This is a genomic window from Actinacidiphila yanglinensis (genome assembly GCF_900107965.1).
Classification (GTDB): Bacteria; Actinomycetota; Actinomycetes; order Streptomycetales; family Streptomycetaceae; genus Actinacidiphila; species Actinacidiphila yanglinensis.
Genome location: NZ_FNVU01000006.1, coordinates 161,262 through 180,675, shown reverse-complemented (window position 1 = coordinate 180,675; position 19,414 = coordinate 161,262). Strand labels below are relative to the sequence as shown.

The window sequence follows — 19,414 nt, the reverse complement described above, 5'->3', positions numbered from 1 at the left end:
GTGGCGACCGGCCTCTGTGTCCCCCAGAGCTGAGGAGTGGGGCCTATGACCAGCAGCATCCCCGTCGCCGACACCCGTGTGGCGCAGGGGCCCGGTGGGCCCTGGGCCGTGCTCCTGGACCTGGACGGGACCCTGGTGGACACCGAGGGCCTGTGGTGGGCGGCGGAGTCCGAGGTATTCGCGGACCTCGGGCACGTGCTGGACGAGGCACACCGCTCGGTGGTGGTCGGCGGGCCGATGGCCCGCAGCGTGGGCCACCTGATCGCCGTCACGGGCGCCACCGCGCCCCAGGACGAGCTGATGGCCGCCATCAACAGCCGTTTCGAGCACCTGGTCGCCCAGGGCGCCCCGCTGATGCCCGGCGCCCGCCGGCTGCTCACCGAGCTGTCCGCGCACTCCGTGCCCACCGCGCTGGTGTCCGCCTCGCACCGCCGGACCATCGACGTCATGCTGCGCTCGCTCGGCCCCGAGCACTTCGCGTTCACCCTGGCCGGCGACGAGATCGGCCGCACCAAGCCGCACCCGGACCCGTATCTGGCCGCCGCCGCGCGGCTCGGCACGGACCCGGCGCACTGCGTGGTGGTCGAGGACACCCTCACCGGCGTGGCGTCCGCCGAGGCGGCCGGCTGCCGGGTCGTGGCCGTGCCCTCGGTGGTGCCGATCCCGCCCGCGCCCGGGCGGACCGTCGTCGCGTCCCTGGAGGAGGTCAGCGTGCCGTTCCTGCGCGCCCTGCGCACGCGCATTCACTGAGCGTGCCGTCACAGCAGTTCCTTTCGCCCCAGCCGTGAACTTTGGCCACCCATTGGTGCTGATCACCGGCAATCTCGGTATCGTCGCCCGAGCGTGCCCCGCGCTGCCTCCAGCCCGTACTCCCGCAACCCGGGTGCGCGGGCGGCCCTGTTCGGCCTTATGGGCGCGTCACGAGCCCCCGGCACATGCGCAAGAGGAGAACGACCAACGATGAACCGCAAGCTTCTGGTGGTGCCGGCCCTGCTCGGCGCGTTGTCACCCGTGATCACCGGGTGCGGCAGTTCCGGCGGAGGCAGCGGCGGCAGTGGCAAGCCCATCGTCGTCGGCACCACGGACACCATCGAGCTGACGAAGGACAACCCGGCTCCGCTCGACCCGGCCACGTCGTACGACAGCGCGACCTGGAACGTCTTCTACAACACCTTCCAGATGCTGCTGACCTACCAGCGCGGCAGCACCACGCCGACGCCGGACGCGGCCAAGGAGTGCCACTACCAGGGCACTTCCGGACTGACATACACCTGCACGATGCGCTCGGGCGAGAAGTTCTCCACCGGCCGGGACCTGACCTCCACCGACGTCAAGTTCTCCATCGACCGGATGCAGAAGATCCACTGGGCCGACGGCCCGTCGTCGCTGATATCCGACGTCAAGACCGTGGACGCGCCCGACCCGCAGACCGTGGTGTTCCACCTCAAGCAGCCCGACGCGACGTTCCCGGCGAAGCTGGCCACGCCCGCGGCCGCGATCGTCGACAGCACGGTGTACCCGGCGACGAAGCCCTACACCGGCTGGCGGCTGGTCGGTTCGGGCCCGTACAAGCTGGACTCCTGGACCGCCGGCAAGCAGGCGGTGTTCTCCAAGAACTCGCACTACGCCGGCACGCTGAAGATGCACAACAGCGCCGTCACGCTCAAGATGTACGTCAAGTCCGACACGATGGAGGACGCCCTCAAGGCCGGCAGCCTGGACGTGATGACCCGGACGCTCGCGCCGGACCAGATCCAGGAGCTGGAGGCCCACCCGGACCCGGACTTCAAGCTCACCCAGTCCTCCGGCGGCGAGGCGCGCTACCTGTTCCTCAACACCGACGCGTCCTCGCTGAAGAAGGTCGCCGTCCGCCAGGCGATGGCCCAGGTCGTCGACCGCCAGGCGATCACCCGCGACGTGTACCAGCGCACCGCGGTGCCGCTGTACTCGGTGGTTCCGCAGGGCATCACCACCCACGTCAACTCGTTCTACGACACCTACGGCGAGCCGAGCGTCAAGAACGCCAAGGCGACGCTCCACAAGGCGGGCATCACCGCCAAGGTGCCGCTGACCATCAACTTCCGCCGCGACACGGGCGGCACGATGAACCAGGCCGAGGCCGAGGCGCTGGCGAAGCAGCTGGACGCCTCCGGGCTGTTCGACGTCAGCGTGAAGAGCGAGCAGTGGAACGCGTTCCTCAAGGCGGCCGGCGAGGGGAAGTACCAGGTCTTCGCGCTGAACTGGCTGCCCGACTTCCCGGACCCGGACAACTACATCGCGCCGTTCTTCGACAAGGAAACGTTCCTGCCCCTGCCGTTCAACCTGCCGGAGATCCGGGACACGATCCTGCCGGAGACCCGCCGCCAGGCCGAGCGCAGCGCCACCACCGACGCCTTCGGCGAGGCGCAGAAGCTCGTCGCCGAGCAGGTGCCGATGCTGCCGCTGTGGCAGGCCAACCAGTACATCGCCGCCCGCAACGACATCACCGGCGCGGAGTGGGCGCTCAACTCCTCGACCACCACGCAGTTCTGGGAGCTGGGCCGCGGCGCCTCCGGCTGACCGCGGCGCGCCCGGCCGCCCCGGCGGCCGGGCCGCACTCCCGGACCGGGTACGCACCTCCGGACCGGAACGCCCCCGCGAGGGCCCGTCAGGGCCGCGCGGGGGCGTACGCGTTCACCAGGGAGCCCAGCCGACGGTCTCCGGGGGTACGGGCCGGGTCAGTTCGCGCCGGGGCGCACCAGGCCGCTCTCGTACGCGTACACCGCCGCCTGTACCCGGTCGCGCAGCGCCAGCTTGGTCAGCACATGGCCGACGTGGGTCTTCACGGTCGTCTCGCTGACGAACAGCTCCGCGGCGATCTCCGCGTTCGACAGGCCGCGGGCGACCAGCTTCAGCACCTCGACCTCCCGCTCGGTCAGCGCGTGCAGCGGCTGCGGCACCGACTCCTCGCCCGAGGGGAGCCGGCCCGCGTACTTGTCCAGCAGCCGCCGGGTGATGCTCGGCGCGAGCATCGCCTCGCCGGCCGCCACCACCCGGATCGCCTGCACGAGTTCCGCGGCCGGCGCGTCCTTCAGCAGGAAGCCGCTGGCCCCGGCCCGCAGGGCCTCCACCACGTACTCGTCGAGGTCGAAGGTGGTCAGCACCAGGACCTTCGCCGGTCCCGACCGGTCGGGACCGGTGATCTGCCGGGTCGCCTCGACACCGTCCATCCGGGGCATCCGGATGTCCATCAGCACCACGTCGGGCTGCAGCGCCCGTACCTGGTCCAGCGCCTGCTGGCCGTCACCCGCCTCGCCGACCACGGCCAGGTCCGGCTCGGCCTCCAGGATCATCCGGAAGCCGGTGCGCAACAGGGGCTGATCGTCCACCAGCAGGACGCGGATCGCCACGGGTACTCCTTCGCTAGACCGGACCATTCTCGCCCACGACCGGCCCGGTTCCGGCGATTCGCGCCAGCGGCAGCGGGTACGGCGGGGGAGTGCCGCCGAACTCCGGGCACAGTGCCTGGTGGTCGCACCAGCCGCACAGCGGGGTCCGGCGCGGCCGCCAGTCCCCGCTGGTCGTCGCCTCCTTGATCGCCTCCCACAGCGCCAGCAGCCGCCGCTCGGTGCGCAGCAGGTCCTCCTGCGACGGGTCGTAGGTCCGCACGTCGCCGCTGCCGAGGTAGACCAGCTGGAGCCGGCGCGGCACCACCCCGCGCAGCCGCCACAGCACCAGGGCGTAGAAGCGCATCTGGAAGAGCGGCTCGTCGGCGTACTCCGGGCGGGGCGCCTTGCCGGTCTTGTAGTCCACCACCCGCAGGTCGCCGGTGGCCGGTGCCACGTCGAGCCGGTCGACGTAGCCGCGCAGGGTGAGGCCGGACTCCAGCACCGTCTCCACGTACAGCTCGCGCTCGGCGGGCTCCAGGCGGGTCGGGTCCTCCAGGGTGAACCAGCGCTCCACCAGCCGCCCGGCGCTCTCCAGCCAGGCGGCCAGCGCCTCCGCGTCCAGCGCGCCCTCCGCCGCGGCGAACAGCCCGGCCAGCTCCGGGCGGGCCGCCAGCAGCCGCTCCCACTCCCCGGGCACCATCGCCCTGGCCCGCTCGGGAGTGCGCTCCGCCGCGGGCGAGTCGAAGAGCCGCTCCAGCACCGCGTGCACCACGGTGCCGCGGGTCGCGGCCTCGCTCGGCTTCTCCGGCAGCCGGTCGATCACCCGCAGCCGGTACAGCAGCGGGCAGCGCATGAAGTCCGCGGCCCGCGACGGCGACAGCGACGCCGGCGGGCGCGGCGGCGCGCCCCCGTGCGGCCCACCCGCGGGCGCGGTCCGCCCGGAGGCCCGCCCGGCCTCCGGTGAGGTCCGGCCGGCCGGCACCAGACCCGGCGCGGCGGGGTCCGGGGGTGCGCCACCGGGCGGGACGGGGGCGGGTGACGCGTGGTCGGGTCGGGTGCTGTCGGCGGGGGTCCCCATGGCAGACGACCTTACGGCCTGGCACCGACACGGCCGTGCCGCCACCGGCAACGGCCATGCCCCGGTGTGCCCCGCTCTGCGGGGCCATACCATGGGACCGATGTCCCTCGTGCCGCATGATCGGTGCGAGGGTCTGTTTCAGAAGGGGAACCATTGAGCGAGAGCGGCCGTCCGCCGTCCCAGAACACCAACCCCCCGGGTCCAGGTGGCGGCGACGGCACCGAAAAGGCCGCGCGGGAGCCGGGCGGCGGCATCCTGATGGGCCGCTTCCTCGGGGTGCCCATCTACGTCGCCCCGAGCTGGTTCCTGGTCGCCGCGCTGATCACCTGGGTCTTCGGCGGGCAGCTCGACACCGTCCTGCCCGAGCTCGGCGGGATCCGCTACCTCGTCTCGCTCTTCTTCGCGGTCGCCTTCTACGCCTCCGTGCTCGTCCACGAACTCGCCCACACCGTCGCCGCGATCCGCTTCGACCTGCCGGTGCGCCGGATCCAACTCCAGTTCTTCGGCGGCGTCTCGGAGATCGAGAAGGACTCCGACACCCCAGGCCGCGAGTTCGTCCTCGCCTTCGTCGGCCCGCTGCTGTCCCTGGTGCTCGCCGCGGCCTTCTTCGGCGGGATGCAGTTCGTGGAGCGCGGCACCGTCCCCGGGGTGCTGCTCGCCGGGCTGATGGTCAGCAACCTGATCGTGGCGATCTTCAACTTCCTGCCCGGGCTGCCGCTGGACGGCGGCCGGATGCTGCGGGCGGTGGTCTGGAAGTTCAGCGGCGACGCCATGAAGGGCACCGTGGCGGCGGCCTGGGCCGGCCGGGTGCTCGCGCTCGCCGTCCTGATCGGGCTGCCGATGCTGTCGTACGCCCACGGCAACGGCGAGAGCGGCGCGGACTCCCTCACCGACGCGCTGCTCGCCGCGGTCCTGGCCGCGATCATGTGGACCGGGGCGGGCAACGGGCTGCGGATGGCGCGGCTGCGCGAGCGCCTGCCGGACCTGCGGGCCCGCACGCTCACCCGGCGGGCCGTCCCGGTCTCCTCCGACACCCCGCTGTCCGAGGCGCTGCGCCGCGCCAACGAGGCGGGCGCCCGCGCGCTGGTCGTCGTCGACGGCAGGGGCGACCCGACCGCGCTGGTCCGCGAGTCCGCGATCATCTCGGTGCCGGAGCACCGGCGCCCCTGGGTCGCCGTCAGCGGCCTCGCCCACGACCTCCGGCCGGGGATGCGGGTCTCCGCGGACCTCACCGGCGAGGAACTCCTCGACACCCTGCGTGCCACGCCCTCCACCGAGTACCTCGTCGTCGAGCCCACCGGGGAGATCTACGGCGTGCTCTCCACCGCCGACGTGGAGCGCGCCTTCGTCGCCGCCATGTCCCGGACTGCCTGATTTCCGGCTCGGTTCGCCTCCGGCTCCCCCAGAGCTTCGCCTGAGGCGCCCCCAGATCCACTGTCGACGGTGCGCGGCCGCTCGTAGCTCACGGCCTCCGCGCTCTCTCTTTCGACAGCGGCGCGACCTTTGGCTCACTCGCTCCCGGGTGCAGCGGGAGGCGGCGCGTCCTGAGGCGTTCCGCGCAGCCGATAAGGTGGTCCTATGTCCGAACCGACCGGTGCCGCGCGCAGGCGCGGGCCATTCAGAGTCGGGGACCAGGTCCAGCTCACCGACCCCAAGGGACGCCACTACACGTTCACGCTCGAAGCCGGAAAGCAGTTCCACACCCACAAGGGCGCTTTCCCGCACGACGAGCTGATCGGTGCCCCTGAGGGCAGTGTGGTGCGGACCACGGGAAACGTCGCCTATCTCGCGCTGCGCCCCCTGCTCCCCGACTACGTCCTGTCCATGCCCCGCGGCGCCGCCGTGGTCTACCCCAAGGACGCGGGGCAGATCCTGGCCATGGCCGACATCTTCCCCGGGGCGCGGGTGGTCGAGGCGGGCGTTGGCTCCGGCTCGCTGAGCAGCTTCCTGCTGCGCGCGATCGGCGACCACGGGATGCTGCACAGCTACGAGCGCCGCGCGGACTTCGCCGAGATCGCCACCCAGAACGTGGAGCGCTACTTCGGCGGCCCGCACCCGGCCTGGCAGCTCACCGTCGGTGACCTCCAGGACCACCTCTCCGACACCGACGTCGACCGGGTCATCCTGGACATGCTCGCTCCCTGGGAGTGCCTGGAGCCGGTCGCCAAGGCACTGGTGCCCGGCGGCATCCTGTGCGCCTACGTCGCCACCACCACCCAGCTCGCCCGCACCGTGGAGGCGATCCGCGAGCACGGCACCTTCAACGAGCCGGCCGCCTGGGAGACGATGGTGCGCACCTGGCACGTCGAGGGACTCGCGGTCCGGCCCGATCACCGGATGATCGGCCACACCGGCTTCCTGCTCACCGCGCGCCGCCTCGCCGACGGCGTGGAGCCGCCGCTGCGCCGCCGTCGCCCCGCCAAGGGCGCCTACGGCGAGGACTACACCGGGCCGGGCAGCGGAAGCGGCGGAGCCGAATCCGACGGGTAGCGTCAGGTAGCGACACGTAGCGACATACAGGGCCCTTTTCGGCCAACTTCACCGCGCCGCCGCTGGTTTGTCCGTCCGGACGCCGGCGGCGGCGCGCTGTGCGGCGGGGCCCCGCCGTTCCGCGCCGGTGTGACGTGTGGCACCATGCTGGCCACCCCCGCAGACCAGAACCCCCAGGAGTCAGGCGAGTGCAGCCCTCCGCAGGTCCGGCCCTCCCGCACGCACGCAGCGGCGCGATGCACTGGATCACCACCGCCGCGGCCGTGGGCGCCCTGGTCGGCGCCGTGGCGCTCGTGCAGCCCGCCGACGCCAGCCCGAAGGCCGGCGGCAGGCCCGCCACGCCGTCCGGGCCGCCGGTCGCCGCCCCGGACCCCCACGCGGTCACCTATCCGCTCACCTGCGCCCCCGGCGCCACCGTCGACGTGATCTCGCACGTCTCCGCCGACCTGGACGGCGACGGGCGGCCCGAGACGATCGCGGTGGTGCGCTGCCACTCCGACACCGGGACCCCGCCCAGCGGCGTCTACGTGCTGTCCGCGCCCGCTCACGCCGGCGGCCTGCCGAAGATCGCGGTGACCCTGGTGAACCCCAAGGACGACCGGCAGATCTCGGATTTCCGGCTCGCCGGCCGCAGCGTCAAGGCGACCGTGCTGGGATTCTCCAGCGACGACACCCCGCGCTGCTGCCCGGACCTGCGGCGGACCTACACCTGGGAGTGGCGCGACGGTCGCTACGTGGCCCTCCCCGGTCCGGCGAACACCATCTGAGCAGGCCCTGGGGCCCGCTCCGGGCCCCTCGGCGCCCTCAGGAGGCCCTCAGTCGGCGGCCGGGCCGTACACCTCGACCCGGTCCGCGGCCCGGCGTACGTGGATGCACTCGCCCGGGCACTCCTTCACCGAGTCCACGATGTCCGTGAGCAGCGGCAGCGGTACCGGTACGGTGGCGCCAGGGGACTGGCGCAGCTCGTCGTCCGAGCCCTTCACGTAGGCCAGGCCGTCGATGTCCAACTCGAACACCTCCGGCGCGTACTGGGCGCAGATGCCGTCGCCGGTACACAGGTCCTGGTCGATCCAGACCTCAAGCGCCTCGCCGGCACCCTGGCTCTCGCTCACGGAACCCATCCCTGCCGTTCGTCGTTCGGGAAGTACATCGGGAAGTCCCCGGGAAGCAACAGCCCTCGGCGGCTGTTGACCGAAACGACGATACAACCGGCGGCTTCCGGATGGAGATCGGCGGGTATCCCAGTGGCGAGGGGACGTGCGCAAGGGTGAAGATCAGACACACCGCGATCGTCTTTGTGATCTAGGGGTTTCAACCCCTACCGGCCCAGGTAGGGTCTGGGAACGTCCAGCTCCCTTTGGAGGAGGTGAGGACCGTGGCGGCCCACGACGACGAATTCAACCGTGGCGGCCGACCCGCTCGTGGTTCGGAAGACCCCATGAGCCAGGTCGCCTTTCTTGAGCAGGAGATCGCCGTCCTGCGACGCAAGCTCGCCGACTCTCCGCGGCACACGAGGATTCTCGAGGAGAGGATCGTCGAGTTGCAGACCAACCTGGCGGGTGTCTCCGCACAGAACGAACGGCTTGCGAACACGCTCCGCGAGGCCCGCGACCAGATCGTGGCCCTCAAGGAGGAGGTCGACCGGCTCGCGCAGCCGCCGGCCGGCTTCGGAGTGTTCCTCCAGGCCAACGAGGACGGCACCGCCGACATCTTCACCGGCGGCCGCAAACTGCGGGTCAACGTCAGCCCGTCCGTCGAACTCGACGACGTCAAGCGCGGCCAGGAGCTGATGCTCAACGAGGCGCTCAACGTGGTCGAGGCGATGGAGTTCGAGCTGGTCGGCGACATCGTCACCCTCAAGGAGATCCTGGAGGACGGCGAGCGCGCCCTGGTGATCGGGCACACCGACGAGGAGCGGGTGGTCCGGCTCGCCGAGCCGCTGCTCGACGGCACCCTGCGCACCGGCGACGCCCTGCTGCTCGAACCCCGCTCCGGATACGTCTACGAACGCGTGCCCAAGAGCGAGGTCGAGGAGCTGGTCCTCGAAGAGGTCCCCGACATCGACTACCGGCAGATCGGCGGCCTCGGCAACCAGATCGAGCAGATCCGCGACGCGGTCGAACTGCCCTACCTGCACGCCGACCTCTTCAAGGAGTACGAACTGCGCCCGCCCAAGGGCGTGCTGCTCTACGGCCCGCCCGGCTGCGGCAAGACGCTCATCGCCAAGGCCGTCGCCAACTCGCTGGCCAAGAAGGTCGCCGAGGTCACCGGCCAGCCCCAGGGCAAGAGCTACTTCCTGAACATCAAGGGCCCCGAACTGCTCAACAAGTACGTGGGCGAGACCGAGCGGCAGATCCGGCTGGTCTTCCAGCGGGCCCGGGAGAAGGCGTCCGAGGGCACCCCCGTCATCGTCTTCTTCGACGAGATGGAGTCCCTCTTCCGCACCCGCGGCTCCGGCGTCAGCTCCGACGTGGAGAACACCATCGTCCCCCAGCTCCTCGCCGAGATCGACGGCGTCGAGGGCCTGGAGAACGTCATCGTGATCGGTGCCTCCAACCGCGAGGACATGATCGACCCGGCCATCCTGCGGCCGGGCCGGCTGGACGTGAAGATCAAGATCGAGCGTCCGGACGCCGAGGCGGCCAAGGACATCTTCTCCAAGTACCTGGTGGACACGCTTCCGCTGCACTCCGACGACCTGGTCGAGCACGGCCAGTCCCCGGCGGGCACCGTGGACGCCATGATCCAGTCGGTCGTCGAGCGGATGTACTCCGAGAGCGAGGAGAACCGCTTCCTGGAGGTCACCTACGCCAACGGTGACAAGGAGGTCCTGTACTTCAAGGACTTCAACTCCGGAGCGATGATCCAGAACATCGTGGACCGGGCCAAGAAGATGGCGATCAAGGACTTCCTGGACCACGACCAGCGCGGGCTCCGCGTCTCCCATCTGCTCGCCGCCTGCGTCGACGAGTTCAAGGAGAACGAGGACCTGCCGAACACCACCAACCCCGACGACTGGGCGCGGATCTCCGGGAAGAAGGGCGAGCGGATCGTGTTCATCCGCACCCTGGTGACCGGAAAGCAGGGGGCGGACACCGGACGCTCCATCGACACCGTGGCGAACACCGGACAGTATCTGTAGGCACAACCCTCCGGCTGCGGGTCCCGACCAGCGGGTCCCGCAGCCGGTGTGTTTTCGGCTCGGACGAGCCGGAGCAGGGCAAGGAGGGCCGCATGACCGTACGGCGAGTAATGGGCATCGAGACGGAGTACGGCATCTCCGTCCCCGGGCACCCCAACGCCAATGCCATGCTCACCTCGTCCCAGATCGTCAACGCCTACGCGGCGGCGATGCACCGGGCGCGCCGCGCCCGCTGGGACTTCGAGGAGGAGAACCCGCTGCGGGACGCCCGCGGCTTCGACCTCGCCCGGGAGGCGGCTGACTCCACCCAGCTCACGGACGAGGACATCGGCCTCGCCAACGTGATCCTCACCAACGGGGCCCGGCTGTACGTCGACCACGCCCATCCGGAGTACTCCTCGCCGGAGATCACCAACCCGCGCGACGCGGTGCTGTGGGACAAGGCCGGCGAGCGGATCATGGCCGAGGCCGCGGTGCGCGCCGCCCAGCTGCCCGGTGCCCAGCCGATCCACCTGTACAAGAACAACACCGACAACAAGGGCGCCTCGTACGGCACCCACGAGAACTACCTGATGCGCCGGGAGACCGCGTTCTCGGACATCGTGCGGCACCTGACGCCCTTCTTCGTCTCGCGGCAGGTCGTCACCGGCGCGGGCCGGGTCGGCATCGGCCAGGACGGCCACGACGACGGCTTCCAGCTGAGCCAGCGGGCCGACTACTTCGAGGTCGAGGTCGGCCTGGAGACCACCCTCAAGCGCCCCATCATCAACACCCGCGACGAGCCGCACTCCGACGCGGAGAAGTACCGCCGGCTGCACGTCATCATCGGCGACGCCAACCTCTCGGAGATCTCCACCTACCTCAAGCTGGGCACCACCTCCCTGGTGCTGTCCATGATCGAGGAGGGCTTCATCAAGGTCGACCTCGCCGTCGACCAGCCGGTGCGGACCCTGCACGAGGTCTCCCACGACCCCGGTCTGAAGCAGCTCGTCACGCTCCGCAACGGCAGGAAGTTGACCGCTGTACAACTTCAGATGGAGTACTTCGACCTCGCCCGCAAATACGTCGAGGAGCGGTACGGCGGCGACGCCGACGAGCAGACCAGGGACGTGCTGGCTCGCTGGGAGGACGTCCTGGGCCGCCTGGAGAGCGACCCGATGAGCCTGGCCGGCGAGCTGGACTGGGTGGCGAAACTGGAGCTGCTGGAGGGCTACCGGCGCCGCGACAACCTGGACTGGGACGCCGCCCGCCTGCACCTGGTCGACCTGCAGTACGCCGACGTACGGCCCGACAAGGGCCTCTACAACCGTCTGGCGGCCCGGGGGCGGATCAAGCGCCTGCTGACCGAGGAGGACGTCCTGCGGGCCGTACAGCAGCCTCCGGAGGACACCAGGGCCTACTTCCGCGGCCGCTGCCTGGAGCAGTACGCCGACGACGTGGCCGCCGCCTCCTGGGACTCGGTGATCTTCGACCTGCCCGGCCGGGACTCCCTCCAGCGCGTGCCCACCCTGGAGCCGCTGCGCGGTACCCGCAACCACGTGAAAGAGCTGCTGGACCGGTGCCGTACGGCCGAGGAACTGGTCCGGATCCTGTCCGGCGGCTGATCCACGGCTGAAACGGGCCAGAACCGGGAATCAAGTCGGTAGCACTCGGACGTTGTCGTATTCGAGGGCCGGAGACGGACCCTCCTTGTAGGGTCTGATCTTGTAGGCACGCAACCGAGCGGGGTGAGGGACATGGCCACCAAGGACACCGACGGCGGACAGCAGCGGGCTACGCGTTCCACGGACGAGGTCGAGGAGGTCCAGGAGGACGCCAAGACCGCCGACGAGCTCAAGGAGCGCCACGAGAAGCTTTCGGACGACGTGGACTCGGTTCTGGACGAGATCGACGACGTCCTGGAGGAGAACGCCGAGGACTTCGTGCGCTCCTTCGTCCAGAAGGGCGGCGAGTGATCGCTCGCCCCTCCATCCGCCCCGCGCCCACCGGACCGCGGGGCGGATGGATGTCGGGCCCATGGGTAGGGTCCGTACCAAACACCATGATCGTGTGGAAGGAATCGCGTGGAAGCCAACACTCGTAAGCCCGGGCATCTGCCGGCTGCCTTCCTGACGCCCGGCTCGTCGTCCTTCCTGGACTTCCTCGGTGAGCACTCGCCCGAGCTGCTGCCGGGCAACCGGACCCTGCCCGCGGTCAAGGGTGCGATCGAGCTGCCGCACGGCACCACCATCGTCGCCGCCGTCTTCGACTCCGGTGTCGTACTGGCCGGCGACCGCCGCGCCACGATGGGCAACGTGATCGCCCAGCGCGACATCGAGAAGGTCTTCCCGGCCGACGAGTTCTCCGCGGTCGGCATCGCCGGCACCGCGGGCCTGGCGGTCGAGATGGTCAAGCTCTTCCAGCTGGAGCTGGAGCACTACGAGAAGATCGAGGGCGCCACCCTCTCGCTGGAGGGCAAGGCCAACCGGCTGTCCACGATGATCCGCGGCAACCTCGGGATGGCCCTGCAGGGCCTCGCCGTCGTCCCGCTGTTCGCGGGGTACGACACGGATCGCGCCAGGGGCCGGATCTTCTCCTACGACGTCACCGGCGGCCGCAGCGAGGAGCTCGGCTTCGCCTCCACCGGCTCCGGCTCGGTCTTCGCCCGCGGCGCGCTGAAGAAGCTCTACCGCAAGGACCTGACCGAGCAGCAGACCGTCACCGCCGTCGTCCAGGCGCTGTACGACGCGGCGGACGACGACTCCGCCACCGGCGGCCCCGACATGACCCGGCGGATCTTCCCGGTGGTGACCGTCATCACCGAGGACGGCTACCGCAGGTACGCCGACTCCGACGTCGCCTCCATCGCCCGCTCGGTGCTCGACGGCCGGCTCGAGTTCCCCGACGGACCGCGGGCCGAGGTGCTGTGACCGGCGTCCGACCGGTCGGCCGGGCCCCCTCGGCCCGGCCCGGCCACCCGCTGACCCCTGGTCACCCACCGCGTTCCTCGGGCCCTTTGACCCACCCAGCGCCGACGACAGCAGAAAGGCACGGTTGAGCCGGTGTCCACGCCGTTTTACGTTTCGCCCCAGCAGGCCATGGCGGACCGCGCGGAGTACGCCCGCAAGGGCATCGCACGCGGTCGCAGCGTCGTCGTCCTCCAGTACACCGACGGCATCGTCTTCGTCGCCGAGAACCCCTCCCGCGCGCTGCACAAGGTCAGCGAGATCTACGACCGGATCGCCTTCGCCGCCGTCGGCAAGTACAACGAGTTCGAGAACCTGCGGATCGGCGGCGTCCGTTACGCCGACCTGCGCGGGTACACGTACGACCGCGACGACGTCACCGCCCGCGGGCTGGCCAACGTGTACGCGCAGACCCTCGGCACCATCTTCTCCAGCGTCGGCGAGAAGCCGTACGAAGTGGAGCTGATCGTCGCCGAGGTCGGCGCCGCTCCCGAGGACGACCAGATCTACCGGCTTCCGCACGACGGCTCGATCGTGGACGAGCACGGGGCGGTCGCCGTCGGCGGCAACTCCGACCAGATCGGCAGCTACCTCGACCAGCGGCACCGGGACGGGATGACCCTCGCGGAGGCGCTGGCGCTGGCCGTCGAGTCGCTCGCGCGGGACAGCAACGGGAACAGCGAGCGGCAGCTCACCGCCGAGCAGCTCGAGGTCGCGGTGCTGGACCGCACCCGGCCGCAGCAGCGGAAGTTCAAGCGGATCCTGGGTCGCCAGCTGTCGCGGTTGCTGGAGACGGAGAGTGCGGCGACCACGAAGACGGATGAGCCTTCGGACGACGACGAGGAGTAGGGGCCCCTGACCCCCCGGGGTGGGTGGTGCTGTCGGTTGAGGGACCACCTGTCGGTGGGGGTTGCTCGCGCGGTTCTCCCCCAGAGCTTCGCCTGGGAGGTGCCGCCACGCGCCACTGAAGTGAACCCCTGCGGGTCAGTCCGTGGGTGGGGGGGAGGTGGAGGCGCGGGGGATGAGGTGGACGGGGAGTTCGGTCGGGGGGGTCGGGGCGCCGTCGAGGAGGGCGAGGAGGGCTGACATGCCCCGGGCACCCACGTCCTCGGCGGGGAGCCGGACCGTGGTCAGTTCGGGGTCGAGCGCGGTCGCCAGCGAGAGATCGTCGAAGCCGGAGACCGACACGTCGTCAGGCACCCTGAGACCGAGGCCGCGTGCGGCCTTGCAGGCACCCGCGGCCAGGACGTCGCCGTCGCACAGCAGGGCGGTGGGGCGGCGGCCGGGGGCGGTGAGGGCGCGCACGGCCGCCGCCCGGGCCGGCCCGACGTCCAGTTCGCACCGCTCGGTGGCGAGTTCCGCCCCCGCCACCCCGGCCAGTTCCTCGCGGACCGTCTGCGCGCGGACCCGGAAGGTCCAGGTGTCCACGTCCGCGGCGAGGTGGGTGATCCGGCGGTGGCCGAGTCCCACCAGGTGCCGGACGACCTGGCGGATGCCGTCCGCGACGGCGAGATCCACGGTCGGGGGGCCGCCGGCCGCGCCGGGGCCGCTGTCCAGCATCACCAACGGCAGCCCGCCGTCGGCGATCCCGCTGAGCGCGTCCGCCGCCATCGACGAGGCGATCACCCCGTCGATCGCCGCCCGCGCGGAGCCGAACGGGTCGCGGGCCGGACCGGTCCCCTCGGGCGAGGGGTAGAGCACCACCCCGAAGTCGTGCTCGTCGGCCACCCGGGCCGCCCCGGTGTACACCCGGGCGAAGTACTCGTGGGTGAGCGCGGGCACCACCAGCAGCGCGGTCCTGGTCCGGCCCAGCCGCAGGCTGCGCGCGGCCAGGTTCGGCCGGTACTCCAACTCGCCCGCCGCCCGGCGCACCGCGTCCGCGGTCCGCTCGGAGACCCGCCCGCGCCACTTCCCGCCGAGCACCAGCGACACCGTCGCCTGCGACACGCCGGCCGCCCGCGCCACATCCCGCGAGGTGGGTCGATCGCTCCCGGCCAACGCAGCCCGCCGCCTTCCGAAACCTGTCCCACGGCTGGACCCGTGAGTTGCCGACATGGTACGTATGACCCGGACGTTATACGTAACACGTGAGGGGGGAGCGGCCATGGCGAGCAGCTACGGCGACCTGCTGCGCACCCGGCACGCCGTGCGACTGCTCGGCGGCACCCTGCTGGGGCGGCTGCCCAACGGGATGTCCGCGCTGGCGATCGTGCTGTTCCTGCGGGCGCACGGGGCCGGGTACGGGCTGGCCGGCGGCCTGTCGGCGCTGTACGGGCTGGCGATGGCGCTCGGGCAGCCGCTGCTGGGCCGCGCGGTGGACCGGCGCGGGCAGCCGCGGGTGATGACGGCGGCGGCGCTGCTGGCCGCGGCGGGCTTCTGCCTGCTCGCCGCGACCGGCCCGCGGCCGCTGCCCGTGGCGATCGCCGCGGTGCTGCTCGCCGGGGTCGCCACGCCGCCGCTGGAGGGCGGCCTGCGGGCGCTGTGGCCGGTGGTGCTGGAGCGCGAGGAGCAGGTGCAGCGGGCGTACGCGCTGGACGCGGCGGCCCAGGAGGTGCTCTTCACGCTCGGGCCGCTGCTGGTCACCGCCGCGGTCGCGGTCGCCTCCGAGGCCGCGGCGCTGGTGCTGGCCGGGCTGCTCGGCGTGGCGGGCACCCTGGTGGTGGTCAGCTCCGGGCCGTCGCGGAACTGGCGCGCCCAGGCCCGCGAGCCGCACTGGCTGGGCGCCCTGCGCTCGCCCGGGCTGCTGGTGCTGCTGGGCGCCTGCTTCTTCGTCGGCAACGCGCTGGGCGCCTTCTCGCTGGCCGCCGTCGCCTACGCGGACGCGCACGGTGGCGGCTCGGCCGCGGCCTACGTGCTGGCCGCCAACGGCGCCGGCGCGCTGATCGGCGGGATCGTCTACGGCGGCCGCTCCTTCGCCGGCCCCCCGGAGCGACGGCTGCGGCTGCTCGCGGTGGGCCTGGCCGCCTGCTACCCGCTGCTGATGCTCGCCCCGGCGCTGGGCTGGATGCTGCTGCTCTCCGCCCTGGCCGGGCTCTTCCTGGCGCCGACCCTGGCGTGCGGCTTCCTGGTGGTGGACCGGCACGCCCCGCGGGGCACCGTGACGGAGGCGTTCTCCTGGGTGGTCACCGCGATGGGAGTCGGCGCGGCGCTGGGAACGGCGGTCGCCGGAGTGGCCGCGCAACATGGTGGAACCGCCGCAGGATTCGGTGTTTGCGCGGTGTCCGGTGCCGTGGCGCTGGGCGTACTGCTGTCCACCGGGCGAATCCTGACGGTGCGGGACGTCGAAACCGATCGGGTCGTCGCAGAAAAAGATCCAAACCGTGCCCCCGATCCCCGTTTCAGCACGTCGCATCAGGCGTAATGTTCAGACATGGACCGCCGCATTTTCGGGCTGGAGAACGAGTACGGCGTCACATGCACGTTCAGGGGACAGCGGCGTCTGTCCCCTGACGAGGTGGCGCGGTACCTCTTCCGCCGTGTCGTGTCATGGGGCCGCAGCAGCAATGTTTTCCTCCGCAATGGGGCCCGCCTCTATCTCGACGTCGGCTCGCACCCGGAGTACGCCACTCCCGAGTGCGACAACGTCACCGAACTCGTCACGCACGACAAAGCCGGTGAGCGCATCCTCGAGGGCCTTCTGGTGGACGCCGAACGGCGGCTGCACGAGGAGGGCATCGCGGGTGATGTCTACCTGTTCAAGAACAACACCGACTCGGCCGGCAACTCCTACGGTTGCCATGAGAATTACCTGGTCGCCAGGCACGGCGAATTCTCCCGGCTGGCGGACATCCTCATTCCGTTCCTCGTCACCCGGCAGTTGCTGTGCGGCGCGGGCAAGGTGCTGCAGACCCCGCGCGGTGCCGTCTTCTGCGTGAGCCAGCGCGCGGAGCACATCTGGGAGGGCGTCAGCTCGGCGACCACCCGGTCCCGGCCGATCATCAACACCCGCGACGAGCCGCATGCCGACGCCGAGCGCTACCGCAGGCTGCACGTCATCGTCGGCGACTCCAACATGTCGGAGACGACGATGCTGCTCAAGGTCGGCGCCACCGACCTGGTGCTGCGGATGATCGAGGCCGGCACCGTGATGCGCGACCTGACCCTGGAGAACCCGATCCGGGCCATCCGCGAGGTCAGCCACGACATCACCGGCCGCCGCAAGGTCCGGCTCGCCTCCGGCCGGGAGGCGTCCGCGCTCGACATCCAGCAGGAGTACTACTCCAAGGCCGTGGAGTTCTGCGAGCGCCGCGGCATCCGCAGCGGGGTCATCGACCAGGTGCTCGAACTGTGGGGCCGCGCTCTGGAGTCGATCGGCAGCGGTGACCTGTCGAAGATCGGCTCCGAGATCGACTGGGTGATGAAGTACCAGCTCATCGAGCGCTACCGGAACCGCGACAACCTCACCATGTCCCACCCGCGGGTCGCGCAGATAGACCTCGCGTACCACGACATCCACCGTCGCCGCGGGTTGTACTACCTGCTGGAGCGCAAGGGCCAGGCCAAGCGGATCTGCAGTGACCTGAAGATCTTCGAGGCCAAGTCGGTGCCCCCGCAGACCACCCGGGCCCGGCTGCGTGGCGACTTCATCCGCCGCGCCCAGGAGCAGCGGCGCGACTTCACCGTCGACTGGGTCCACCTGAAGCTGAACGACCAGGCGCAGCGCACCGTGCTGTGCAAGGACCCGTTCCGTTCGGTGGACGACCGGGTGGAGAAACTGATCGCCGGAATGTGACCGCGGGGCGTGACCCCGAGGAATTCCGGCGGAACACCCGCCCCAGTGTGAACACAGGCCCCGTGCGGATCTCGTACGGGGCCTGTCGCACGCCGTAGGGTGTGGGGCTGTACTTGTGTTCCCCCCACGTGACACACCGAACGCACCCCCCCACCCCGACGACACTAACGAGGAACTCCGTGCGCCGACGCTCCGTACTGCTCGCCGTCCCCGCGCTCATGCTCACCGCCGCCGGCTGCGGCGACGACAGCAAGAGCGGCTCGGCGACGCCCAGTTCGACGCCACCCTCGACGACTCCGTCGAGCGCTTCACCGTCCGCCTCGGCGACCCCGAAGACCGAGATCGTGTCCGGCCCGGTGCCGACGATCACCGCGGGCAAGGGCTTCAACCAGAAGCCGACCATCGCCAAGGGCAGCGGCACCCCCTCCTCCAAGCTCGCCGTCAAGACGGTGATCAAGGGCGACGGGCCGAAGATCGCCGGCGGCGACTACGTCCAGGTGAACTACCTGGGCCAGATCTGGGACACGGCCAAGGTCTTCGACACCTCCTTCGGCCGCGGCCCGTACACGAACGTGATCGGGCAGGGGAAGGTCATCCCCGGCTGGGACGAGGGACTGCTCGGCCAGCAGGTGAACAGCCGGGTCGAGATGGCGATCCCGCCGTCGCTCGGCTACGGCAGCAGCGGCGAGCCGCAGGCCGGGATCAAGGGCACGGACACGCTGGTGTTCGTCATCGACGTGCTGAACCGCTTCAACGGCAAGAGTTCGTCGACCGGGAAGGTGGTCCCGCAGACCAACGCCGACCTGCCGAAGTCCGGTACCAACACCGACGGCAAGATCCCGTCGCTGACCATCCCGAAGGGCGCCAAGGCGCCCACCAAGCTGGTCTCGGAGTACATCCTGGAAGGCGACGGGCCGGTGATCAAGTCCACCGACTCCGTGCTGGCGCAGTACCAGGGCAAGGTGTGGACCACCGGCAAGGAGTTCGACTCCAGCTACAGCCGGGGCGAGCTGGCCGGGTTCGAGCTGAGCCAGCTCATCAAGGGCTGGCAGGAGGGCCTGGTCGGCAAGAAGGCCGGCAGCCGGATCCTGCTGGTGACGCCCGGATCGCTCGCCTACGGGGCCAACCCGCCGTCGGGCAGCGGCATCCCGAAGAACGCGACGCTGGTCTTCACCCTGGACGTGCTGGCCATCCTGTGAGGTCTGCAAGACTGTCCGGGTTGCCCGCAACAGCACAAGGAGCATCGCAGTGAGCATCGACAAGCCCGAGATCGACTTCCCGGGCGGCGAGCCGCCGGCCGACCTGGAGATCAAGGACATCTGGGAGGGCGACGGCCCGGCCGCGAAGGCCGGCGACACCGTCTCCGTCCACTACGTCGGCGTCGCCTTCTCCACCGGCGAGGAGTTCGACGCGAGCTGGAACCGCGGCACGCCGCTCCAGTTCCAGCTCGGCGTCGGCCAGGTCATCGCCGGCTGGGACCAGGGCGTGCAGGGCATGAAGGTCGGCGGCCGCCGGCAGCTGACCATCCCCGCGCACCTCGCCTACGGCGACCGCGGCGCCGGCAGCGCGATCGCCCCCGGCGAGACGCTGATCTTCGTCTGCGACCTGATGGGCGTCTGACGAGGCAGGTCCGCGCGAGACACCCGACGGCCCCCCGCC

The 19,414-nt window shown here is 70.9% G+C and carries 18 protein-coding genes; 14 read left to right on the top strand and 4 right to left on the bottom strand.

Annotated features, from left to right (window positions below):
- Positions 1 to 45 precede the first annotated feature (45 nt).
- Positions 46 to 750 carry an HAD family hydrolase gene (locus C4U44_RS15815; RefSeq protein WP_103886432.1) on the top strand — a complete coding sequence of 235 codons (705 nt, stop codon included), beginning with the start codon at positions 46 to 48 and terminating at the stop codon, positions 748 to 750.
- Positions 751 to 960: 210 nt separating this feature from the next.
- Positions 961 to 2,559 (top strand): ABC transporter substrate-binding protein, encoded by a 1,599-nt coding sequence (locus C4U44_RS15810; protein WP_103886431.1) that lies wholly within the window; start codon positions 961 to 963, stop codon positions 2,557 to 2,559.
- Positions 2,560 to 2,717: 158 nt separating this feature from the next.
- Here the strand turns inward: C4U44_RS15810 and C4U44_RS15805 are convergent, their stop codons facing one another.
- Complete coding sequence (locus tag C4U44_RS15805; RefSeq protein ID WP_103886430.1) at positions 2,718 to 3,389, bottom strand: response regulator; 672 nt, start codon at positions 3,387 to 3,389, stop codon at positions 2,718 to 2,720.
- Between the two features lie 13 nt (positions 3,390 to 3,402).
- A complete protein-coding gene (locus tag C4U44_RS15800) occupies positions 3,403 to 4,446 on the bottom strand; it encodes a RecB family exonuclease (RefSeq protein WP_103886429.1) in 1,044 nt (347 codons plus the stop codon).
- Between the two features lie 153 nt (positions 4,447 to 4,599).
- On the opposite strand from C4U44_RS15800, the gene C4U44_RS15795 reads away from it, so the two are divergent.
- The 3 genes from C4U44_RS15795 (at position 4,600) to C4U44_RS15785 (ending at position 7,703) form a co-directional block, all read left to right on the top strand.
- Positions 4,600 to 5,820 carry a site-2 protease family protein gene (locus C4U44_RS15795; RefSeq protein WP_235032118.1) on the top strand — a complete coding sequence of 407 codons (1,221 nt, stop codon included), beginning with the start codon at positions 4,600 to 4,602 and terminating at the stop codon, positions 5,818 to 5,820.
- A gap of 204 nt (positions 5,821 to 6,024) precedes the next feature.
- Complete coding sequence (locus C4U44_RS15790) at positions 6,025 to 6,936, top strand: tRNA (adenine-N1)-methyltransferase (protein ID WP_103886428.1); 912 nt, start codon at positions 6,025 to 6,027, stop codon at positions 6,934 to 6,936.
- A 188-nt stretch (positions 6,937 to 7,124) separates the two neighbouring features.
- Positions 7,125 to 7,703 (top strand): hypothetical protein, encoded by a 579-nt coding sequence (locus tag C4U44_RS15785; protein WP_103886427.1) that lies wholly within the window; start codon positions 7,125 to 7,127, stop codon positions 7,701 to 7,703.
- A 48-nt stretch (positions 7,704 to 7,751) separates the two neighbouring features.
- Here the strand turns inward: C4U44_RS15785 and C4U44_RS15780 are convergent, their stop codons facing one another.
- Complete coding sequence (locus tag C4U44_RS15780; RefSeq protein WP_235032117.1) at positions 7,752 to 8,048, bottom strand: ferredoxin; 297 nt, start codon at positions 8,046 to 8,048, stop codon at positions 7,752 to 7,754.
- Between the two features lie 263 nt (positions 8,049 to 8,311).
- On the opposite strand from C4U44_RS15780, the gene arc reads away from it, so the two are divergent.
- The 5 genes from arc to prcA all read left to right on the top strand — a co-directional run bounded on the left by arc (position 8,312) and on the right by prcA (position 13,872).
- Positions 8,312 to 10,078 (top strand): proteasome ATPase, encoded by a 1,767-nt coding sequence (gene arc / locus C4U44_RS15775; protein WP_103886425.1) that lies wholly within the window; start codon positions 8,312 to 8,314, stop codon positions 10,076 to 10,078.
- A gap of 92 nt (positions 10,079 to 10,170) precedes the next feature.
- The gene (gene dop, locus C4U44_RS15770; RefSeq protein ID WP_103886424.1) at positions 10,171 to 11,682 is read left to right on the top strand and encodes a depupylase/deamidase Dop; all 1,512 of its coding nucleotides are present in this window, start codon (positions 10,171 to 10,173) and stop codon (positions 11,680 to 11,682) included.
- Positions 11,683 to 11,814: 132 nt separating this feature from the next.
- Positions 11,815 to 12,033 (top strand): ubiquitin-like protein Pup, encoded by a 219-nt coding sequence (locus C4U44_RS15765; RefSeq protein WP_103886423.1) that lies wholly within the window; start codon positions 11,815 to 11,817, stop codon positions 12,031 to 12,033.
- Between the two features lie 108 nt (positions 12,034 to 12,141).
- Positions 12,142 to 12,987: a proteasome subunit beta gene (prcB, locus tag C4U44_RS15760; RefSeq protein WP_103886422.1), complete on the top strand. Its 846-nt coding sequence runs from the start codon at positions 12,142 to 12,144 to the stop codon at positions 12,985 to 12,987.
- Between the two features lie 132 nt (positions 12,988 to 13,119).
- Positions 13,120 to 13,872: a proteasome subunit alpha gene (prcA, locus tag C4U44_RS15755; protein WP_103886421.1), complete on the top strand. Its 753-nt coding sequence runs from the start codon at positions 13,120 to 13,122 to the stop codon at positions 13,870 to 13,872.
- A 135-nt stretch (positions 13,873 to 14,007) separates the two neighbouring features.
- Here the strand turns inward: prcA and C4U44_RS15750 are convergent, their stop codons facing one another.
- Positions 14,008 to 15,078, bottom strand: coding sequence for a LacI family DNA-binding transcriptional regulator (locus C4U44_RS15750; protein WP_103886420.1), 1,071 nt, complete (start codon positions 15,076 to 15,078; stop codon positions 14,008 to 14,010).
- 49 nt (positions 15,079 to 15,127) lie between these two features.
- Between C4U44_RS15750 and C4U44_RS15745 the strand changes: the two genes are divergently transcribed.
- The 4 genes from C4U44_RS15745 to C4U44_RS15730 all read left to right on the top strand — a co-directional run bounded on the left by C4U44_RS15745 (position 15,128) and on the right by C4U44_RS15730 (position 19,375).
- Positions 15,128 to 16,384, top strand: a complete 1,257-nt coding sequence (locus tag C4U44_RS15745) for an MFS transporter (RefSeq protein ID WP_103886419.1) — start codon at positions 15,128 to 15,130, stop codon at positions 16,382 to 16,384.
- A gap of 9 nt (positions 16,385 to 16,393) precedes the next feature.
- Entirely contained in the window at positions 16,394 to 17,755 is a 1,362-nt protein-coding gene (gene pafA, locus C4U44_RS15740; protein WP_103886418.1) for a Pup--protein ligase, read from the top strand.
- 179 nt (positions 17,756 to 17,934) lie between these two features.
- Entirely contained in the window at positions 17,935 to 18,954 is a 1,020-nt protein-coding gene (locus C4U44_RS15735; protein ID WP_103886417.1) for an FKBP-type peptidyl-prolyl cis-trans isomerase, read from the top strand.
- A 49-nt stretch (positions 18,955 to 19,003) separates the two neighbouring features.
- On the top strand, positions 19,004 to 19,375 hold the full coding sequence (locus C4U44_RS15730) for an FKBP-type peptidyl-prolyl cis-trans isomerase (protein ID WP_103886416.1): 372 nt from the start codon (positions 19,004 to 19,006) through the stop codon (positions 19,373 to 19,375).
- The last annotated feature ends 39 nt before the right edge of the window (positions 19,376 to 19,414 follow it).